The 19651-nt window shown below is 39.4% G+C and carries 18 protein-coding genes; 13 read left to right on the forward strand and 5 right to left on the reverse strand.

All coding sequences use genetic code 11. The annotated features are described in order from the left end of the window. Positions 1 to 19 precede the first annotated feature (19 nt). Together QNI22_RS34840 and QNI22_RS34845 are read left to right on the forward strand one after the other, a co-directional pair. The gene (locus tag QNI22_RS34840) at positions 20 to 571 is read left to right on the forward strand and encodes a cupin domain-containing protein (RefSeq protein WP_314518500.1); all 552 of its coding nucleotides are present in this window, start codon (positions 20 to 22) and stop codon (positions 569 to 571) included. Positions 572 to 718: 147 nt separating this feature from the next. Then, positions 719 to 1513 carry an SDR family NAD(P)-dependent oxidoreductase gene (locus QNI22_RS34845; protein ID WP_314518504.1) on the forward strand — a complete coding sequence of 265 codons (795 nt, stop codon included), beginning with the start codon at positions 719 to 721 and terminating at the stop codon, positions 1511 to 1513. A gap of 115 nt (positions 1514 to 1628) precedes the next feature. Here QNI22_RS34845 and QNI22_RS34850 read toward each other — a convergent pair whose 3' ends face one another. Then, positions 1629 to 2210, reverse strand: a complete 582-nt coding sequence (locus QNI22_RS34850) for a redoxin domain-containing protein (protein ID WP_314518506.1) — start codon at positions 2208 to 2210, stop codon at positions 1629 to 1631. A gap of 472 nt (positions 2211 to 2682) precedes the next feature. Here QNI22_RS34850 and QNI22_RS34855 point away from each other — a divergent pair, with 472 nt between their 5' ends. The 4 genes from QNI22_RS34855 to QNI22_RS34870 are packed head-to-tail and all read left to right on the forward strand — an operon-like array spanning position 2683 to position 5970. Beyond that, positions 2683 to 3255 carry a hypothetical protein gene (locus tag QNI22_RS34855; RefSeq protein ID WP_314518507.1) on the forward strand — a complete coding sequence of 191 codons (573 nt, stop codon included), beginning with the start codon at positions 2683 to 2685 and terminating at the stop codon, positions 3253 to 3255. Positions 3256 to 3307: 52 nt separating this feature from the next. Further along, positions 3308 to 3760: a chromate resistance protein ChrB domain-containing protein gene (locus tag QNI22_RS34860; protein ID WP_314518509.1), complete on the forward strand. Its 453-nt coding sequence runs from the start codon at positions 3308 to 3310 to the stop codon at positions 3758 to 3760. Beyond that, on the forward strand, positions 3742 to 4938 hold the full coding sequence (locus QNI22_RS34865; RefSeq protein WP_314518514.1) for a chromate transporter: 1197 nt from the start codon (positions 3742 to 3744) through the stop codon (positions 4936 to 4938). The genes QNI22_RS34860 and QNI22_RS34865 overlap by 19 nt, the downstream gene beginning before the upstream one ends. A gap of 60 nt (positions 4939 to 4998) precedes the next feature. Further along, on the forward strand, positions 4999 to 5970 hold the full coding sequence (locus QNI22_RS34870) for a DUF1259 domain-containing protein (RefSeq protein ID WP_314518517.1): 972 nt from the start codon (positions 4999 to 5001) through the stop codon (positions 5968 to 5970). 378 nt (positions 5971 to 6348) lie between these two features. Here QNI22_RS34870 and QNI22_RS34875 read toward each other — a convergent pair whose 3' ends face one another. Then, a complete protein-coding gene (locus tag QNI22_RS34875) occupies positions 6349 to 7062 on the reverse strand; it encodes a response regulator transcription factor (RefSeq protein ID WP_314518523.1) in 714 nt (237 codons plus the stop codon). Next, complete coding sequence (locus QNI22_RS34880; protein WP_314518526.1) at positions 7055 to 8326, reverse strand: sensor histidine kinase; 1272 nt, start codon at positions 8324 to 8326, stop codon at positions 7055 to 7057. Before QNI22_RS34880 ends, QNI22_RS34875 begins: the two co-directional genes overlap by 8 nt. 232 nt (positions 8327 to 8558) lie before the next feature. On the opposite strand from QNI22_RS34880, the gene QNI22_RS34885 reads away from it, so the two are divergent. The 7 genes from QNI22_RS34885 (at position 8559) to purB (ending at position 17361) form a co-directional block, all read left to right on the forward strand. Continuing rightward, entirely contained in the window at positions 8559 to 9251 is a 693-nt protein-coding gene (locus QNI22_RS34885) for an energy transducer TonB family protein (protein WP_314518529.1), read from the forward strand. A 679-nt stretch (positions 9252 to 9930) separates the two neighbouring features. After that, positions 9931 to 12078 (forward strand): alpha-amylase family protein, encoded by a 2148-nt coding sequence (locus tag QNI22_RS34890; protein ID WP_314518532.1) that lies wholly within the window; start codon positions 9931 to 9933, stop codon positions 12076 to 12078. Positions 12079 to 12208: 130 nt separating this feature from the next. Beyond that, positions 12209 to 12580 carry a hypothetical protein gene (locus tag QNI22_RS34895; protein WP_314518534.1) on the forward strand — a complete coding sequence of 124 codons (372 nt, stop codon included), beginning with the start codon at positions 12209 to 12211 and terminating at the stop codon, positions 12578 to 12580. A 233-nt stretch (positions 12581 to 12813) separates the two neighbouring features. Beyond that, a complete protein-coding gene (locus QNI22_RS34900) occupies positions 12814 to 13482 on the forward strand; it encodes an MbnP family protein (protein ID WP_314518536.1) in 669 nt (222 codons plus the stop codon). Between the two features lie 5 nt (positions 13483 to 13487). Beyond that, positions 13488 to 14567, forward strand: a complete 1080-nt coding sequence (locus QNI22_RS34905) for a cytochrome-c peroxidase (RefSeq protein ID WP_314518538.1) — start codon at positions 13488 to 13490, stop codon at positions 14565 to 14567. Positions 14568 to 14865: 298 nt separating this feature from the next. Then, positions 14866 to 15837: a polyprenyl synthetase family protein gene (locus QNI22_RS34910; RefSeq protein ID WP_314518540.1), complete on the forward strand. Its 972-nt coding sequence runs from the start codon at positions 14866 to 14868 to the stop codon at positions 15835 to 15837. Positions 15838 to 16017: 180 nt separating this feature from the next. After that, the gene (purB, locus tag QNI22_RS34915) at positions 16018 to 17361 is read left to right on the forward strand and encodes an adenylosuccinate lyase (RefSeq protein ID WP_314518543.1); all 1344 of its coding nucleotides are present in this window, start codon (positions 16018 to 16020) and stop codon (positions 17359 to 17361) included. 56 nt (positions 17362 to 17417) lie between these two features. On the opposite strand, the gene QNI22_RS34920 is transcribed toward purB, so the two are convergent. Together QNI22_RS34920 and QNI22_RS34925 are read right to left on the reverse strand one after the other, a co-directional pair. Next, on the reverse strand, positions 17418 to 18821 hold the full coding sequence (locus QNI22_RS34920) for a sensor histidine kinase (protein WP_314518544.1): 1404 nt from the start codon (positions 18819 to 18821) through the stop codon (positions 17418 to 17420). Between the two features lie 129 nt (positions 18822 to 18950). After that, positions 18951 to 19628 (reverse strand): response regulator, encoded by a 678-nt coding sequence (locus QNI22_RS34925; protein WP_314518546.1) that lies wholly within the window; start codon positions 19626 to 19628, stop codon positions 18951 to 18953. Positions 19629 to 19651: the final 23 nt, after the last annotated feature.

The raw sequence follows: 19651 nt of genomic DNA on the forward strand, positions 1-19651 counted from the left end.
GCTTTTACACAACCCAACTATGGCTACAAAAAACACAACTATTCATAATAAGATAACCGGAGAGAAAATTACCTGGCTTGAAACTTCACAGGGTTCCAATGGGAAGAGACTTGTGTTCCTATTTGAAGTAGCACCTAAAGGAAAGTTACCTGTTACTCACTATCATCCCAATCAAACGGAAACATTTGAAGTGTGCAAAGGTACTTTTACTGTTCGACTGGCTGGACAGGTACATATCTTAAAGGCAGGTGAAAAACTGCTTATTCCGAAAGGAGTTCCACATCAGTGGTGGAATGATTCTGTAAATGAACCTACAAAAATGAAAGTAATTTTTGAGCCAGCCTTGCATACGGAAACGTTTCTGGAACAGTTTTACGGCCTTAGCAATGATAATAAGACTGCAAAGGATGGTACTCCTGCTTTTTTGCAGTTGATGGCCATGGTAAATGAATATGAAATTTATATCACTGGACCACCTTTGTTTATTCAGAAGGCATTGGGGTTTGTGCTTGGAGGATTGGCTAAATTAATTGGGATAAAAAAATATTACCCCCAATATAGTAAGAAGTAGTTGCCTATGGATAGTTGCTCTCCTCAGCAGATTTCAACTATGTTGGAAGGTGTAATATAGACCAACATCCACCCACTGCCCGGCGTTCACCAGATAAGAGTAGCTTCGCTTACACAACTAAATGTAAAACAATTAATTCAAAAGAAAATGGACTTACAACTGACAAACAAAACTGCATTTATCAGCGGCTCAACCGCAGGTATCGGCTATGCGATTGCAAAAAGACTGGCAACTGAAGGGGCAACAGTACTTATTAACGGTAGAACCCAGATTGCCATCGACAAAGCAGTAAACGAACTAAAAACAACAACTGGAAACCCGAATATATCTGGCATCATGGCAGATTTCCTGGATGTTGACCAAATAAATCAACTATTCAATCAGCTACCTCCTATCGATATTCTGATCAATAATGCAGGAATATTTGAACCCAAATCGTTTGTCGATATCACTGATCAGGAATGGTTACGTTTTTTTGACATGAATGTACTGAGTGGCATCCGGTTATCACGTCATTTATTTCCCAGCATGTTAGAGAAAAACTGGGGACGAATTATTTTTATTTCAAGCGAAAACGCTGTGTCCACAGCAAGCGAAATGGTACATTACAGTATGACCAAAACAGCTCAGATCGCTATTAGTCGGGGTATGGCCGAACTTACAAAAGGAACCGGTGTTACAGTTAACTCCATTCTGCCAGGTCCAACCAAATCAAGAGGAATGGCTGGGTTTATTTCCGATATGGCAGCAGTAAATACGATTACTGTACAGGAGGCGGAACAAAATTTCTTTAAAGATATCCGCCCTACTTCTTTGATACAACGTTTCGCTTCTGTAGAAGAAATAGCAGATACGGTAGCCTATTATGTAAGTCCGTTAGCATCTGCCACCAATGGAGCTGCTATTCGTGTGGAAGGAGGAACCATCAACACCATTATCTGATTATTTAACCGAGATGCCCCGCATCCCAAAGCATTGATTTTTAATAGTTTTCTCGAAGCTTAGGTTCTATACTATCTCTGTTTGTTCTGGCTTGGGTATATTGAAGTACCCAAGTCTATTGATAAGCCAGTTGTTCTGCTTCAACAAACTCCTTTATTTTTCGCACATCCAGACGATCCGTCAGCCTTTCAGAATAATAGACTTCTTTGATAGTCAAATCTTCTGCGATCAGAAATTCAGCAGGCATGGTAGAAAAAGACTCTCCACTGGCCATCATGTGTGTAGGTAATCCTTTAGATACAGCTTCGAAGGCTGTTTGGGCAAAAGTGGCAATATGACTCATGGTTGACTTATACAGTGACTCTTCCAGTCCATAAGAAGCATACCATTTCTTTTCCGGATCAGCTATCAGAGGAATAGGAGATACCTCCTGATGAAAACTGCTTTGCAACAACACTTTTTCTGTAGACTCAAAGAAAAAGATCATTTCAAGTCCCTTGGGATGTAGCTCATTATATACTTTTAGCAGTTTGTGTACACGAATATTACAAAACGGACAACCCGCATGGCGGAAAAATCCTATCAGAATCTTTTTATCACGATAGGTTTCTAAATTAATCTGACGATCAAAAATATCTTTTACGCTAAAAACAGGAGCTTTTAGTTCACGTTGTAACTTACTATTGACGAATTGCATAGTTTGGGTGGGCTTTGAAGTATTCTATCTTGCTTTTCTAAAACATACGATTACAACTATCAAATGGATTTACTAAAGATTGTACGTAATCTTTGTTAGTATGTGTTATTTCCTTTTATAGTAAATACGATAAGCAATCTATAAGTACTCCTGGTTTTCGTTTTCGTCTTCATCTAAAGTATCTATCAGGCAATTCCAGAGCATACCATTGAGTTGTTTGGTCTGTTTGAATATGGATACTATTTCCTGTTAAAGAAAAGATGGTAGGCATTTGACAGCCCACATACTGAAAATTTTACCTTTCTATAAAGCAAATTCAGTTCTATCTACCTATTGAATAAGCCCTTTTATTGAAAATAATTAACACAAAAAGGTAAAAATGATTCTAAACGTAAATTCTGTTCTATACTGCCCGATAAATACTTCTTAGCATTGTAGTAATTAGTCAATTACATAAAATTATCCTCTTACTATGCTTCTTTTTACTGGAAAATCGTCTCTAAGTATCTTTTGTTTTTATCTCAACAAAGCGATATTTACCCGCTTGATTTTTCTATTAACGGGCCTCTTCTTTACCTGTTCCTCTGTATGGGCGCAGAGTGAGCCTGTTGCACCCACCTATCCCAAAGTAATGATGTATATGGGTGTTCTACATCCTCTTGTTACATTCAGTGATCAGGAAACAGTTATCAACTTTGACACCTATTATGCAGTTGGATTTCCAACTGGTGTTAATCTTTGGAAAAGCAGTAAGATAGGCTTCTCAATAGAGGTAGTTCCATTGATCCGTGCAGACAAAGAAGGTAGCAAAATGAACAACCTGCTTTTTCATCCTGGTGTGCTGGTAGGTCTGGGAAAAGGATTTATGTTTGCCGGACGTGCTGCTTTTGAAACATCCGGACGCTATGGTTTTACGCCTGTACTCAACAAGGTATTTAAAACTCGTAGCGGAAGCTATTTTATAGCGATGCCTCTGCCTGTTCGGTTTGGAAATAACCATTCTGCCACGTTTACCATCGGATTGCAGTTTGGAGTGGTTATCTGACAAAACCGGATAGTAGTACTATGATTGAACCTAACTGCTAACTATCATATCGATGAAATGGATCACCCGTGAACGTCCAAAAATAGATCGAATCGCCTGTCCCTGGCTGATTAAAAACTTTATTGATCCCCATGCAGAATTTATTTATGTACCCAAAGAGCAGGTATTTGCTTCCGCGAAGCAGCTGGATGCTATTCCGTATGATATACCAGGTGCAGAATATTCACATTATGGAGATCAGTGCAGTTTCGATTATTTTATCGAGAAACATCAACTCACCGATCCGGCTTTACTCCACCTAGCTCCCATTGTTCGGGCTGCGGATACTGACCATTTTGATCTTGTACCACAGGCAGCAGGCTTATGGGCCATTTCTGCTGGCCTGTCTGTTTTATATACAGATGATTATGAGCAGTTGTCTATTGGAATGAAAATCTACGATGCCTTATATGCCTGGTCTACACATGCTTTACACGAAACACACACATGGAATCCCAAACTATAACTCCCTCCGTTCATGTACCATCTTATAGTCTGAAAGATATTGTATGGTACTTTCTTAAACTCGGAACACTCGGCTTTGGTGGCCCTGTGGCACTGGTAGGATACATGCACCGCGACCTGGTAGAAAAACGTCAGTGGATCTCAGAAGAAGAATATCGGGAAGGTCTGGCTCTGGCGCAACTGGCTCCAGGCCCTTTGGCAGCCCAGTTAGGTATTTATATGGGGTTTGTTCATTATGGGGTGCTGGGTGCTACCCTATCCGGATTGGCCTTTGTACTTCCTTCATTTGTCATGGTAGTACTACTTGGAATGGCTTACCGGATGTATGAAGGGTTAAGCTGGATGCAGGCGGTTTTCTATGGGGTAGGGTCTGCTGTAATTGGAATTATTTCCTTCAGTGCCTATAAGCTTACCATAAAGTCGGTGGGAAAACTTACGAAAGAGTCTATTCAGACCAACTGGCTATTGTGGCTGTTTTTCGTTTCTATGGCAGTGGTCACAGTAATTACAGAACGGGAAGAGGTTTGGCTGTTTGTAGGATTGGGCATTGTTTATATGCTGGTAAAGGCTCCTCCAGCCTGGATCAAACGCAAGAAAGGAAGTTTGTCTTTTATGTTGCTGACCAGCATTGGCTTCTGGGAATACAAACCTGATACTCTCTGGCAGATTGGTCTTTTCTTTACCAAAGCGGGAGCCTTTGTTTTTGGTAGTGGCCTGGCTATTATTCCATTTCTGCAAACAGGCGTAGTGAATGAATATCATTGGCTAAATGAAAAACAGTTTTTGGATGCTGTAGCAGTTGCTATGATTACACCAGGTCCTGTAGTCATCACGGTAGGTTTTATTGGGTATCTTGTTGCAGGATTTCCGGGTGCCTGTGTAGCTGCTCTTGGAGTTTTTCTACCTTGTTATGTATTTACTGTTTTGCCAGCACCGTATTTCAAAAAGATCGCTAAAAATGTAAGTATCAAGGCTTTTGTGGACGGTATCACAGCTGCTGTAGTAGGAGCATTATTCGGTGCTGTTATCGTTATTGCCATGCGGTCTGTTACCGATATTCCGTCTGCTTTGATTGCGGTTGCAACCGTTCTGTCATTGATCTATGTAAAGAAACTTTCCGACCCCTATCTTATTCTGATTGCAGCTGTTGTAGGATTGATTTTAAAATTATTGATGTAAGCTTAGCCTGTTTTCTGTTATCAGACGTAAAATGTTCATACATCCCTTACTCCTTTCTAGATGAAACGAAGAAACTTTTTGCAAACTGCCCTGCTTAGCAGTACTACACCCCTTCTGGCAATATCTAGCCAACAAACCAATGAAAATATCGTTTTTGCTACTACTCCTATTTCAGAAGCAGAAATGGCGGCTATTGATAAAGCATTAGGCAAAAAAGGAACCTACAATCAGACCCAGGCTGTATATACAGTGGCTTTACCCAGAAACGATCTGAAAGTTACCATAAAGGGACAACCTGTTCCTATTTCCTTTGGATTTGGAGGCTGGGTCTCATTTAAGAAAACCGTTGATGGCAAACAGACTGTCATGATGAGCGACACGGTATTGTTACAGGAAGAAGTGAATCCGCTTATTTCTGCCACACATGCCAGTGGATTGGAAATCAGTGCTATTCACAATCATTTCTTTTATGAAGAGCCTCGTGTTTTTTATATGCATTTGCATGGTATGGGAACAGCAGAAGAACTGGCAACCAAATTTGCAGCAGCTATTGGACAGACCAAACTCTTTCCTGCTAATCAACCTGTTCCTTCTGCAGGTGGAGGCACTACAGCCAAAGAAATTTTTGACTTGCCCGCTTTAGATGCCATTGTAAAATATACCGGAGTTGTAAACGGACCAACCTATAAGTACACTGTAGGAAGAGAGGATGTAAAGATTACTGCCATGGGAGCTGAAATGACGGCAGCTATCGGACTCAATTCCTGGGCATCCTTTACTGGAACCAAAGAACAGGCACACATTGCAGGCGATATTGCCATGCTGGAAAGCGAAGTCAATACTGTAGTAAAAACGTTGCGCGAACACAATCTGGAAGTAGTAGCCTTACATCATCATATGTTGGGAGAAAGTCCCCGAACGATTTTCCTGCATTATTATGGCCAAGGACCCGCAACGACACTGGCTCAGGGCTTTCGGGCAGCATTAGATGTATTGGGCAAAGGTAAAAAGTCAGGACATAGTATGCATTAGTGTGTTTCTTCCGGAATAATTAGAGTGTTGAAGTTGCAGTTCAATCCAGTCATAGACATGTATTGCCACTTCTTCCCAGGCTAATTCGCCACAAATATAGTATGAACGATTAGCAAACTGACGATACTCTATATCTGCGGAACCTGAGATAATTTTTCGTCCTAGTAGAAATAAAAGGCAGCCATTTAGTTAGTGGCTGCCTTTTATTTTATCCTATAAGCTTGTTCTTAACTCAGTGGTACCTACCTAGCTGTAGCTATTTCATTTCTATCTACACCAGCATATATTTCACTACAGTCGATTCTTTGATATCAATGCTGTACACAGGTCTACCATTTTTAACATCCTACTACTTAATTATGGCATTCGGTTCTACACCTATTGTTCTATCTGCTTTGGAGGGACGTTAAAAATAAAACCCACTTTAAAAACATTTTCAATGCTTATATCAGGGTCTTCTTTGAGGTATTTCCTAATTTTGGTAATAAAAACATCCAGGCTCCTGCCCAAAAAATAATCATTTTCTCCCCAGAGATCTTTGAGCATTTCTTCTCTCTTTATGACCCTATTCCTACGGATGGCAATATAGTTGAGAATGTCACTTTCCTTTTCTGTGATTCGTTTTGTGCTGGCACCTATTGTTAAGGATTGGTTTGAGACATTGAATGTATATTTTCCTATTGAAATAACTTCTGATTTGTCCTCACCCGCGCTCTCAGGAATCCTTCGGATAACCGCTTTGATTTTCCACAATAACTCTTCTTCATCAAAGGGTTTTGTGATATAATCATCAGCCCCTAAATCATAGCCCTTTAATTTATCTTCTTTTAACGACCTGGCTGTGATAAAAATGACAGGAATCTTTTTATCCTTGGTTCTGATCTCTTTTGCCAGCGAAAATCCATCACGGTAAGGCATCATTACATCCAGTAAACACAGATCAAAGGAATGGGAATGGAAGGCCTTTAAAGCCAACTCTCCATCTTTACAAAGCTTTACATCAAAACCTTCTGTCTCCAGGTAATCCATCAAAAGGACGCCCAGGTTAAGATCATCTTCTGCCAGTAATATTCTAAGCTTATCTTTAGACATAGGGTAATCTGATGATAAATGTAGTTCCTTTCCCCTTTTCGCTCTCCAGTGCAATAATACCTTTATGTAACTCAACTATCTTTTTTATGTAAGCCAATCCAAGGCCAAACCCTTTTACAGTGTGAACATCTCCGGTTGGCACTCTGAAAAACTTATCAAATATTTTCTTGTGGTATTTCTTTTCTATGCCTATGCCCTTATCAGAAACGGCAATGAATATATACTGACCTATGTTTGAGGTCTGAACAGATAGTTCAGGTTTCTCTCCGGAATATTTGATCGCATTGTCAATCAGGTTGCACAATGCATTGGTAAGATGTGTTTTGTCTCCCATGACCACATATCTGGCTGCAACCAGATCTGCTTTCAAGTAGCCGCTCTGGTTATCAACCTGTATGTTTATGTATTTCAACGTCCCTGTAATGAGTTGATGAACATCCAGCTCGGTCTTTTGCAAAGGAATTTCCCCTCTTTCCAATGCAGTCATACTTAGCATCTGTTCTACCTGAAGCCGTAGTTTTTCATTCTCTTCAAGTATGATTTCCGAATGATGTTTCATTCGTTCTTCCTGCTTATGAGTAGACGCCTTCAGAATCATCTTGCCCGCTAAGGCAATATTTGTCAAAGGGGTTTTAAATTCATGGGTCATATTATTTAAAAAGTCTGTTGTATGATCTGATATTTTCTTTTCGTTAATCAGTGACACAATGGTTCGCCATGACAAAAAGAGCACAACAAGAAGCAGTATAACAGACGTAATGAATACACTTCCCATCTCCTGCCGGATAAACTGCTCTTTTTTCGGAAAAATAAGTTTAAGCTCTAGCCCATTTTTATTGGCTACTGCTTCCAGATTCTTCTTATAACAACCTGGCTGATCAGGTTTAGCATAAATATCATTGGAATAGAGATTATCAGGATAGAGGTTATTTACAAAACCGATATTATCTGTGAATGGAACCGGACCAGGTTTAACCTCAAAATAGTACTCAATATGAAAGTTATAAAATTTCATGTAATGGGTAAACAACGAATCTATTTTATGGATCTCACTCTTTCCTATACTGGTTTCCAGTTTCCTGCATGCCTCTTTATCAGAAGCGAGAGCTTCAACAGTCCGGGCGAGAACCATATTTGCCTTTTCATTAAATAGCTCCTCCTTTATTTGTGCCGTTTGCACTATCCAGTTCACTTGGATAATCAGTACAATGACCAATGCCAGTGAAGAAATAGAGATAAAGAGGTATGTCCGATTCAGTTTCATAGAGTAGTAGCAGAGAAGTATTTCAAAATTAGCCATTTTCCAGCGCATATTCCCTACGTTAACAAGTCATTAACATGGCAATAACTACTCAGTAACACAAGCAGTCCTCAATCAAAACTACCTTTGTTCTATCGATCGAAGCTTAACAAAGGCTATTCACAAGTACTACACAAAACGAAGAGAGAAAATAACACATCTGGAATATAACTATTCACCTTTACGAAAACATATCATGAAAAATAGTCTCATTACCCTGCTTTTACTCCTGCTCTCAGGCGTTGTATTTTCCAACGACCTAAGCGATACAGTTCATGGAAGATACATTCGTTCCATAAAAAAAGAAAGACTAAAGGATGCCCCTGATCTGGATTACCCTATAAGCTGGATAATCAGGAATGTTTCGGTACAGATCACAACCCCTGCTAATATAGAAACCAGGAAAGGTGTACATCCAAATGATAGTATACGTACAGAACAAAAATATATCCCAAACTGGATAGATCTGGGGACAAATATTGTGATAGACATTGCTCATACCTATACTAACTCAATACACAATACCTCAGCAGGCAAAGCGATTGAAATGAATCTCATGCCTAGCTCATCTACGGAAGTACCAGAAAGTGAAGCGCAATACATAGGTGGATATCAGCAACTGACTGCCTATATAAACAGAAATATCATGTATAAGATTTCCGAAACCGTTTTTAAACAATTACAATCTGTAGTAGTGGCATTTACCGTAAATGAAAAAGGAGATATAACCAATGCAAAGGTGTCCAAAACATGTGGTAAATCTGAAATAGATAAGTTGCTTCTTGATAGCATTACCCAGATGCCTAAGTGGAAACCTGCACAAAATGCAAAGGGTATCAAAGTGAAACAGGAGTTTACCTGCCGCATTGGAAAACCAACGGGATGTTAAGCATTTAGCAATCTTAGCTGGAAACCCTACTTTATCTCCCCTATATCAGTAGGTAGTCTCTCTATACCAATGTGGTCAGAGAGATTAAAAAAGTGAAAGAAAAGTTTATACATAGTAGTAAATATGTGTTATCTCTAATTTTGGATGAAAATAAAGCCCAAGTCTATGTTTTTGAAAAGTATGGGCTTGGGTTAATTTTTGAGAAATATCTCTTTCTGTGTTTGTTTATTGCCATTTACTTTTCTCTTCCACAGACCTCTTCGTTTTTTGCTTGCCCAAAAAACAGGGCACCAAATGAGAATTTGGTGAGCCAGATTTGTGTGTGAGCAAAAAAGGGCAAAAAATTCCAAAGCTTCGCCGCTCAGGGCTAACGCTAGGCCCGCGGAATTTTTATCCCTACGCACCTACACTTCCGTTCGCGATTGAAGTCATCTTTGCTCTCTTTGTGACATTTGTTATTGCTTTTTCAATGACATCTTTTACTCAAAATCCGGGATGATTCATGTTTACTAAAATGCAATAGTCGAGTATTTAGAAAAGGTTTAGTTAAAATTCGCCTCCTCTTACTTACAAAAACAAGGTTGTTTGAAATTAAATTAGTGGCAGCAGCTGTATGAAAGCTATACATAGTTACAATTAGCCCATTTATAGTAGTAACTTGTGTGCAAACAGAGAAAACATGAAAGAAAGCAATCTATACATTCTGGTACTCTTATTTTTCATATGCATCAGTTGCACCCTTCCCAAAGCTCATACATCCATTTTCCAGCCAACAAACATTCAGTGGCCTGATACCCTTCCGTGGTGGAAGGCGAACAATCTGCGTGTCATTCAGACCAATCTTCCGGACTACGAAGCAGGACTCAATACTGACTCCCTGCTGTCTGCTCTCACCTGCTTCTCAGCCAATACCCTTCTGATCAATGCAGGGGGTATAATGGCATTCTATCCCACCAAACTACCCTTCCATTATACTAATCCCTATATGAAGGAGAATATGCTGGGGGATGTCATCACTAAATGTCATCGGGCAGGTATCCGGGTTATTGTTCGGTTTGATTTCAGCAGGGCGCATGAAAGTATATATAAAGCCCATCCGGACTGGTTTTATATCTCCTCCAAAGGCGAACGAATGATAAACAACAACATGTATGTGATCTCTATCAATGCACCATATGAACAGGAATGTCTGTTTAAAATAGTTGAAGAAGTAATGACGCTCTATCCTATTGATGGCATCTTCATCAACATGCCAGGCTATCAGACACGCAATTCGTATATAAACAAGTATTACGGCATTGACCAGAATGACTATGACAAACAACGTTTTGCTAAATTTAGTGGTGGCATGACATTACCTGTTACAGAAGATAAAAATGACCCTGTATTTCAGAAATACGAAGAATTCAAAAAGTTCACAGCCGATGAAATTATCCAACGCCTGCACACCCTGGTCAAATCAAAGAACAAGCAGATTGCCATTTGCACGTATTCTGATAAGTATGTAGACATCATCCGACACGAATCACAGGCAACTTCCTCTATCCCCTACTGGCCATATACCGCTTCTGACAATGTCAGCAATGCCCGTAATTCGTTTCCGGATCATATTATCAGCAATGCCAGTATACAGCAGATCTCCTTTCAGTCCAGATACAACGCCATAGAACCCGAAGAAGTTGCCATACGATTATACGAAAATATAGCCAATGGCTCTGGCCTGGATATAAGTCTGATGGGCGATTTCCAGAACTATGAGGATGAACGTAACTACGACATTATCAAAGAAGTATATGCATTTCATAAAAAACACGAACCGTATTTTGGCAACTATACCTCCCCTGCTCAAGTAGCCATTGTAGCTCCCGGAGCCTGGCCGTCTGGCGAACCAGCTCAGGAGTACAGAGGTATCCAGCTAATGCTTAAAGAAGCGCATATACAATATGACATCCTGGAAGATGCACAAGTGGGGGAACTGGAAGCAAGCTTACAAAAGTATCGGATTCTGATTCTTCCGGATATCATTCACCTCAATGAAAAATCATTGGCAGCCATCACTAAAGCCTGCCAGCAGGGAATGCATCTGATCGCCACCAACCGATCTCTAACCGATCACCCAAAAACCTTGGAAAGTGTATTTGGCGTAACACCTGTCACAAACTATCCCGATGGCAGTGGATATTACCTTGCTCCAGATAACAAACAACTATTCAAACACTTTGACCAGCAAAAGATGTTATTCTGGAAATTTAATCTTGGACTATACACTATGGCAAAAGCCGACTCTGTATTTCTGCCTATTTTGACACCTGGACGCCCTGGCCCCCCGGAGATTATCGGAGGTCACCAACCTTCCGGCTATCATGCAATGGCAGTAAAAAAACACCCGGTCAGCAAAGCGGTTATTCTACCTATCAATCTGGGAAGATTGTATTATTTACATGGTTATGAACAACATAAAAATATCTTACTAGATGTGATCGACTATCTCTTTCCTGAAGTAAACCAACTCGTTCAAACCAATGCCCATCCACGTATCGAAACCATCTTACAAAAGTTCAGAAAGAATCTACCCGAAAACCTGACCAGACAGGCCGAAGACGGATACATTCTTCATCTGGTCAACCTCACAGGTTTTAGTGGAAACACTTATTTTACACCATTAACCGTTTATGGCCTTACGTTCAAGGTAAAAACAGATTTTAAACCGAACTCCTTATTTCTTTTATCTTCCCGTAAAGCAATTCCCTTTACCTGGAACAATGGTTTTGTAACTTTTACGTTAGATAGGATGGAACAATTTTCCAGCGTTATACTAGAAAAGTAAGCTTATGGTTACTAAGGCCTTACGGTAGGTATATAATTCCTTGTTTTAAATACGATGTTTAAAACAATAAATGAGATAAAGATTGTGCTTTCCAGCACAGACAATATATTTGAGGCTCTATCACCCTTGCATGTTACGTAAACTACTCATACCACTTTTGCTGTTTTCACTATTGCTTCAGAGCTTTAGCCGGATGGGTATAGTAGCCAGTTTTTATATCAATCAGAAAGTTATTGCAAACACTGTCTGTATTAACAAAACAAAGCCTTACATGAAGTGTAATGGAAAATGTTATCTGGCCAAGAAGTTAAAAAAGGCAGAAGAACAACATCAACGCAATACATCAACCATTAAAAGACAATCGCTTATTCTTTTTTATACTCCTCTTTTTATCTATTCTACCTATCATTTTGTCACACAGTATACAAGATCAGTAGTCATGTATTACCTGCTTACAGTTTGTGATTCCTACACCTTTGATGTATTTCAACCACCTCAATAAAATCAGGTAAAGATTATCTTTCAACCACACATACTTATACACAAAACTTCAATAAACAGTATAATCTACATTACAGATTGTCTGTTATTAGAAAAACAATTAGTATACCTCTTACAGTTATTTTTATGAAAACCTGTTTCTTTTCCAGGTTCAGCAGAGGTTTGGTCCTTAGTATATCTATACTTTGCCTGATCAGCTGTAACCATACTGATGATGTCACCCCTACCGGACAAGTGCAATTTCAATTTACGCATGTTGTAGGTTCATTACCTCTTGCTCTGAATGCTACACAATACACCAATGCAGCAGGAGAATCCTTTTATGTGAAAACTTTCAAATATTACGTTTCCAATATTAAATTTATTCGCGCAGACGGTTCTGAATATGCACAACCCGAAAGTTATTACCTGGTTAATGAAGGAGACTCTGCCAGCAAAACATTCACTATACCCAATGTTCCTATTGGTACATACACAGGTGTCAACTTTATGATTGGAGTAGATAGCACACGCAATGTATCAGGAGCCCAGACAGGGGCCTTGGATGCCTTAAATGATATGTTCTGGTCCTGGAAGACTGGCTATATCTTTGTCAAAATGGAAGGAACCTCTCCATCTTCTACAGCCAGTGGCAACCGAATCGAATACCATATCGGAGGATTTCAGAATCCAAATAATATTCGCACGGCAGCATTCTCATTAGTTAGTAATAAATTATACATCAAAAGTGACAGTACCTCTTCCATTCATTTTCAAACAGATGTAGGACAACTATTTCAAACCCCAAATCTGATTAAATTTGCAGAAACACCAGCACTTATGACAGAACCTAAAACAGCTGATATAGCAGACAACTATAGTGATATGTTTTCCATTGTTTCTATTCAGACCGGAACCCCTTAATCGCTATGAAAGTTACCATACATACCCTACTCCGCCTGACTATATTTGTAGTGTCTGTATCTATTCTGTCTTTCAGTGGATGCAATGGCAAATCATCTGTTGACCCATCCACGGAATTTAGCCTGGAGGTACCGTCTAACTTCCCTGCTCCAGTATTTACCTTTGCAGATAATCCTATTACGGAGGAAGGTTTCGAACTGGGTAGATTATTATTCTATGAACCACGTCTTTCCAGTACAGGTGCCATTGCGTGTGGCACCTGTCACCGGCAAACATTTGCTTTTGCAGATCATGGACATGATGTGAGTCATGGTGTACATGACCGGCTGGGGAGCCGCAATGCACCAGCTATTCAGAATCTGGCCTTTCAACCTGAGTTTTTCTGGGATGGAGGAGTAAATCACATCGAACTGATTCCTCTCAATGCGATTCAGAATACGCAAGAAATGGACGAATCCTTGGCAAACATATTGACCAAGCTGAATAATAACCCAACCTACAAACAGAAGTTTAAGGAAGTTTTTAACACAGACTCTATCACTTCCCAGCTTGTGCTTCGGGCAATAGCTCAGTTTACAGGTATGCTGATCTCTTCCAATTCGCGCTATGACCAGTATGTGAGGGGAGAAAATAACGTTCAGTTAACGAATACAGAGAAAGCAGGCTTACAGTTATTTCAACAGAAATGTGCTACCTGTCATGCCACCGATCTGTTTACAGACCACTCTTATCGGAACAATGGCCTGGATGAAACGCCTGCAGATTACGGACGGGAACTGATTACCAACAATGTATCAGATAGAGGTAAATTTAAAGTTCCTTCTCTTCGCAATGTAGAACGAACATCTCCATATATGCATGATGGACGGTTTACAACACTGGAAGAAGTATTGATTCATTACACGTCTGGCGTAAAACGGTCAGCCACACTGGATGCAGCTCTGATTTCAGGAGATGCAGTAGGTATTCCATTAACAGCTACCGAACAAAGCAATCTAATTGCCTTTCTGAGAACCCTAACAGACAATACATTTGTTACAGACAAACGATTTATTGATCCACTGGGAACCTCTAATCAGAATTAAGAACGCATCTTGACTAAAGAATACAGGAAAATTTAGTTCTGAAAGCCAGCGATTACCAACCAATACCTATCTCTCACGGGGTAGGTATTTTACTTTCCTAGCCATGCGTTAATACGTATTTCTGGCACAATAAATTCATATGAAAAGTTAAAATATGTAGAGATGGAAATTTTCTTTCAAATAATTTTAAAACTTCAATCATCCTCAAACCTTTTAACCCAACAAATCGTTACCTTTGCGAGAGAAATCAATAATTTGAAAACACCAGTCTTTCGTGTAGATTGCAGGCCGAATCCAAATGGCAGACATTAAAACTATACAAGCCCCGATTACAGTCGAAATGGAGCTTTTTGAGCTCAAGTTTCGTTCGTTCATGAAAAGCAATGTGATGTTGCTTGATCAGATCATGAACTATATTGTTAAACGAAAAGGAAAGCAACTTCGCCCCATGTTCGTTTTTCTCACAGCCAAGACCTGTGGGGAGGTTACCGAATCCACCTACCGGGGAGCAGGTTTGATAGAGCTTCTTCATACAGCGTCGCTGGTTCATGATGATGTAGTAGACGACTCCAATTATCGTAGAGGGTTCTTTTCAGTGAATGCACTCTGGAAAAACAAGATAGCTGTTTTGGTAGGAGATGTATTACTTTCCCGTGGCATGTTACTGGCAGTAGACAACAAGGAATATGAATTATTGCGCATTGTATCACAGGCAGTACGGGAAATGAGTGAGGGCGAGTTGTTACAACTGGAGAAAGCACGGCGTCTGGATATTAATGAAGAGATTTATTATGAAGTGATACGGCAGAAAACAGCTTCCCTAATTGCAGCCTGTTGTGCAGTAGGTGCCAGTTCGGTTGCAGCAGATGACTCTACAGTTGAGAAAGCCCGGATATTTGGAGAAAAGGTAGGTATTGCCTTTCAGATCAAGGATGATCTTTTTGATTATGGCAATCAGGAGGTTGGTAAGCCGCTGGGAATAGATATCAAGGAAAAGAAAATGACCCTTCCTCTTATCTATGCACTGAGTAAAGCATCATGGCTGAAAAAGCGAGAGATTATTTATACTATTAAAAACCAAAGCCATAAACCCAAAAAAGTAGCAGAGGTTATTGCTTTTGTTAAAGAGAGTGGTGGTATTGAATATGCTACCCAGGTAATGCAAAGGTATCAAACTGAAGCACTGGATATCTTGCATACATTGCCAGATTCGGAGAATCGCCAGGCACTTGAACAATTAGTACGATATACCATTGAGCGAACCAAATAAAACTAACCTGATGCATAGCTATAAAAGCCGGAAAAAGAGTGTTTGATTAATCTAGTCAAGCGTTTGTATATCCCTAATAAACGTAAGGTTTTTACCTATTTTTCATTCGCGTAACTTTATAAAAATGATATTTTGCCAAAGTTATGCATTATTCTTTACTCACTTATTGTCATACATTGCATGAACTCATTTCAACTAAATGCTATATCCCCTATTGATGGACGTTACGCCAATCATACTGCCTCTTTAAAAACTTTTTTCTCAGAAGCAGCCTTGATGCGTTATCGGGTACGAATCGAAATTGAGTATTTCATTGCATTGTGTGAACTACCTCTTCCCCAGCTAGCTGATTTTCCGAAAGATACCTATGCCTTATTGCGTAATGTATATCTCAACTTTAGTGAAGCAGATGCAATACGCATCAAGGAAATAGAAAAAGAAACCAATCATGATGTCAAAGCTGTAGAATACTTTATCAAAAGTAAATTATCAGCATTAGACGTTTCCAAATATGAAGAGTTTATTCATTTTGGCCTTACATCTCAGGATATCAATAACACAGCTATCCCCCTTCTGTTGAAGGAAGCAATCCAGCAGGAAGTAAAGAAACAAATCTTTGAGGTGCTTCACACCTTGTATGCATTAGCAGAAGACTGGAATACCATCCCTATGCTGGCCCGTACCCATGGACAACCAGCCTCACCTACCCGGTTAGGTAAAGAAGTACTGGTCTTTTGTGAGCGGCTTGAAAAACAAATTATAGCACTGGATAATGTACCCTACGCAGCCAAGTTTGGAGGAGCAACAGGCAATTTCAATGCACATGCAATAGCTTATCCTGAAATTGACTGGCTGAAGTTTGCAGATAAATTTGTAAATCAGACGTTAGGATTACAACGTAGCCGATATACAACTCAGATAGAGCACTATGATTTTATGGCAGCCTTGTGTGATACGTTGAAACGTATTAATACGATTCTGATTGACCTGGCTCGTGATTTCTGGCAATATATTTCCATGGAATATTTTATTCAGGAAATCAAAGCCGGAGAAGTGGGTTCTTCTGCCATGCCACATAAGGTTAATCCGATTGATTTTGAGAATGCAGAAGGTAATCTGGGCTTTGCGAATGCTATTTATGAACATCTAGCAGCCAAACTACCTATTTCCCGTTTACAACGGGATCTTACAGATTCAACAGTACTTCGTAACATTGGAATGCCTATAGCACACTCAGTAGTGGCTTATTTATCACTGCGTCGGGGATTAGGCAAAATCGAGGTAAATGAGAAAGCCATACGCGATGATTTACAGGATAACTGGGCAGTGGTAGCAGAGGGTATTCAAACAATCTTACGTCGGGAAGGATATCCTAAACCATATGAAGCCCTAAAAGCATTAACTCGGAATAACGAGAAAATTACTCAGGAGAGTATACATGCATTTATAGATCAGCTGACTGTTCAGGATACTATCAAAAAAGAACTAAAGACATTGACACCTTTTAATTATGTAGGCATCTAATTTCTTGTAAAGTACACTTAAAAGAAAAAGCGCTGTCTTCCAACAGCGCTTTTTCTTTATTTATCTATTTCCTTTTTCACAGGCTCTTTCCGAAATAAGGTTATGATAAAAGTAGTTCCTTCATTTACCACTGAAAACACCTGAATCCTTCCCTGATGTATTTCTATTATCTTGGCAGTAAGAGGAAGCCCTAATCCGTGTCCAGAGATATTATTGGCGTTTTTAGAGCGAAAGAAAGGCTCAAAAATATAAGGTATCTCTGCCTCCGGAATTCCAATCCCTTTATCTGTAAATTGCAGTATGATTTTATCCTCCTGAAAGAATATTTTAATAGATACTGTATAATCAGGAGAAAACTTGCAGGCATTTTCCATAATGTTAATGAAGGCATTTTTCAATAGCCTTTCATTAACCACTAATTCAAAATACTCTTCTTCTTCTGGTGGTTCTGCAAAATCCAGTATTACATCATAGTCAGGCTTTTTTCGTAACAAATCTGCTTCTGCCTGCAATACTATCTCATCAATCCGTTTCTTTTCGAATGGTAAGGTAGTCAGATCAGAACTTGCATGTGCCAGATCCAGTAACTCATTCGTAAGATCTGTCATTCCGGTTACATCTTCATAGAGAGATTTCAGCAATTTCACATACTCCTGATTGGTTCTTTCATGCAGTAAAGTTACCTCTATCTGACCACGCATAACTGTTAAAGGTGTACGCAATTCATGGGATGCATTAGCAACAAAGCTTTTCTGAATATAAAACGATTCCTGTAGCCGGTCCAGCATTCGGTTAAATGTCTGTGCTAACTGTGCAATTTCGTCTTTGTCATTTTCAGTTTGCACCCGCCGTTTATCCAAGGTTGTAGAGTCAATCTGTTCAACCTGAAATATAACATCTGCAATGGGCTCCAGCGCATTTCCGGCAAAGACCCAACCCGCAAATACAATTACTAATACGCCAACAAACCAACCAACAGACAAAATAGTAATCAGGAAGTTTTGCTTACTTAATCCATACTGATCTATTGCAGTGACAACCACAATGAGATTTTTTCCCTTTTCCGGATAATATTTATACAAAGATTCTACCTCGCCTTTCCTCCGTTTAATTTCCTTATCCCTGGCATTGTATATCTGACTTAGAATATGAGGGTCTATAGGTTCCGGATACGGATGGTTATAATAGATCAGAGTGTTTTTATCATCAAATACTGTTACCTTCTCTTCAAACAAGACAACCTTATCCTGTTCATCTATTAGCTTGAGTGTTTGGGGAGTAATTTTCTGATTGGACTCATATAACAACCTGGCTGTAGTGATTGCCTTCTCTCTCAAACGTTCATAAAACTCACGTTCTCTGTAATCAGCGGAAAAATAGTAAATACCCACAGAGAATACCAGCAATAAAGAAGCTACAATAACAGCAAAAAGGTAGGCTATTCGGGTCCGGATCTTCATACATCGTTAACAAACTGGTGTTATACCACTCAAAATGTGAGAGGTAGTCTAAAATACTAGTCAAAGAGGCTCAACGGGTATATTTTGCAGCCTTTATAAAATACTGTAGACAACCTCTAAAAGCCAGCTTTACTCTTCTCTAAGAATATAACCCATACCCACTACAGTATGAATTAATTTGGGTTCAAAATCTTTATCAATTTTCTTTCTCAAAAAATTCACATACACATCAATCACATTAGTACCCGTATCAAAGGTAATTTCCCATACCTTTTCAGCAATATCAACTCTGGAAACAACCTTACCTTTGTTTCGGATAAAGTATTCCAGTAAACCAAATTCTTTTGCAGTCAGATCGATCTTTTTCCCTCCCCGTTTCACACTTTTATCATCTGTATTGAGTTCAAGATCTGCAACTCTGAGAATATTACTAGAACTTCCAGCATCTGTGCTACGTTTGTATAAGGCTTTAATACGAGCTAGCAATTCTCTGAATTCAAATGGTTTAACCATATAATCATCTACTCCGGCATCAAACCCTGTGAGCTTATCATCAGTAGTCCCAAAGGCGGTAAGCATGAGAATAGGAGTCCTTAAATGATTATTTCTAAGATTCTTACATAACTCAAATCCATTGATCTGTGGTAGGTTCACATCCATAATGATTACATCATAGGAGGCGCTTAGAGCCATCTTTTGCCCAATAAACCCATCAAAAGCTATTTCTACATCATATGTTTGTTCTTCCAATCCTTTTTGGATAAAAGAGGCTACTTTGGGTTCATCTTCAATTACAAGTATCTTCATATAGAGGTCTTAGGCTAATTAGG

This window comes from Xanthocytophaga agilis (genome assembly GCF_030068605.1).
GTDB classification, from domain to species: Bacteria; Bacteroidota; Bacteroidia; order Cytophagales; family 172606-1; genus Xanthocytophaga; species Xanthocytophaga agilis.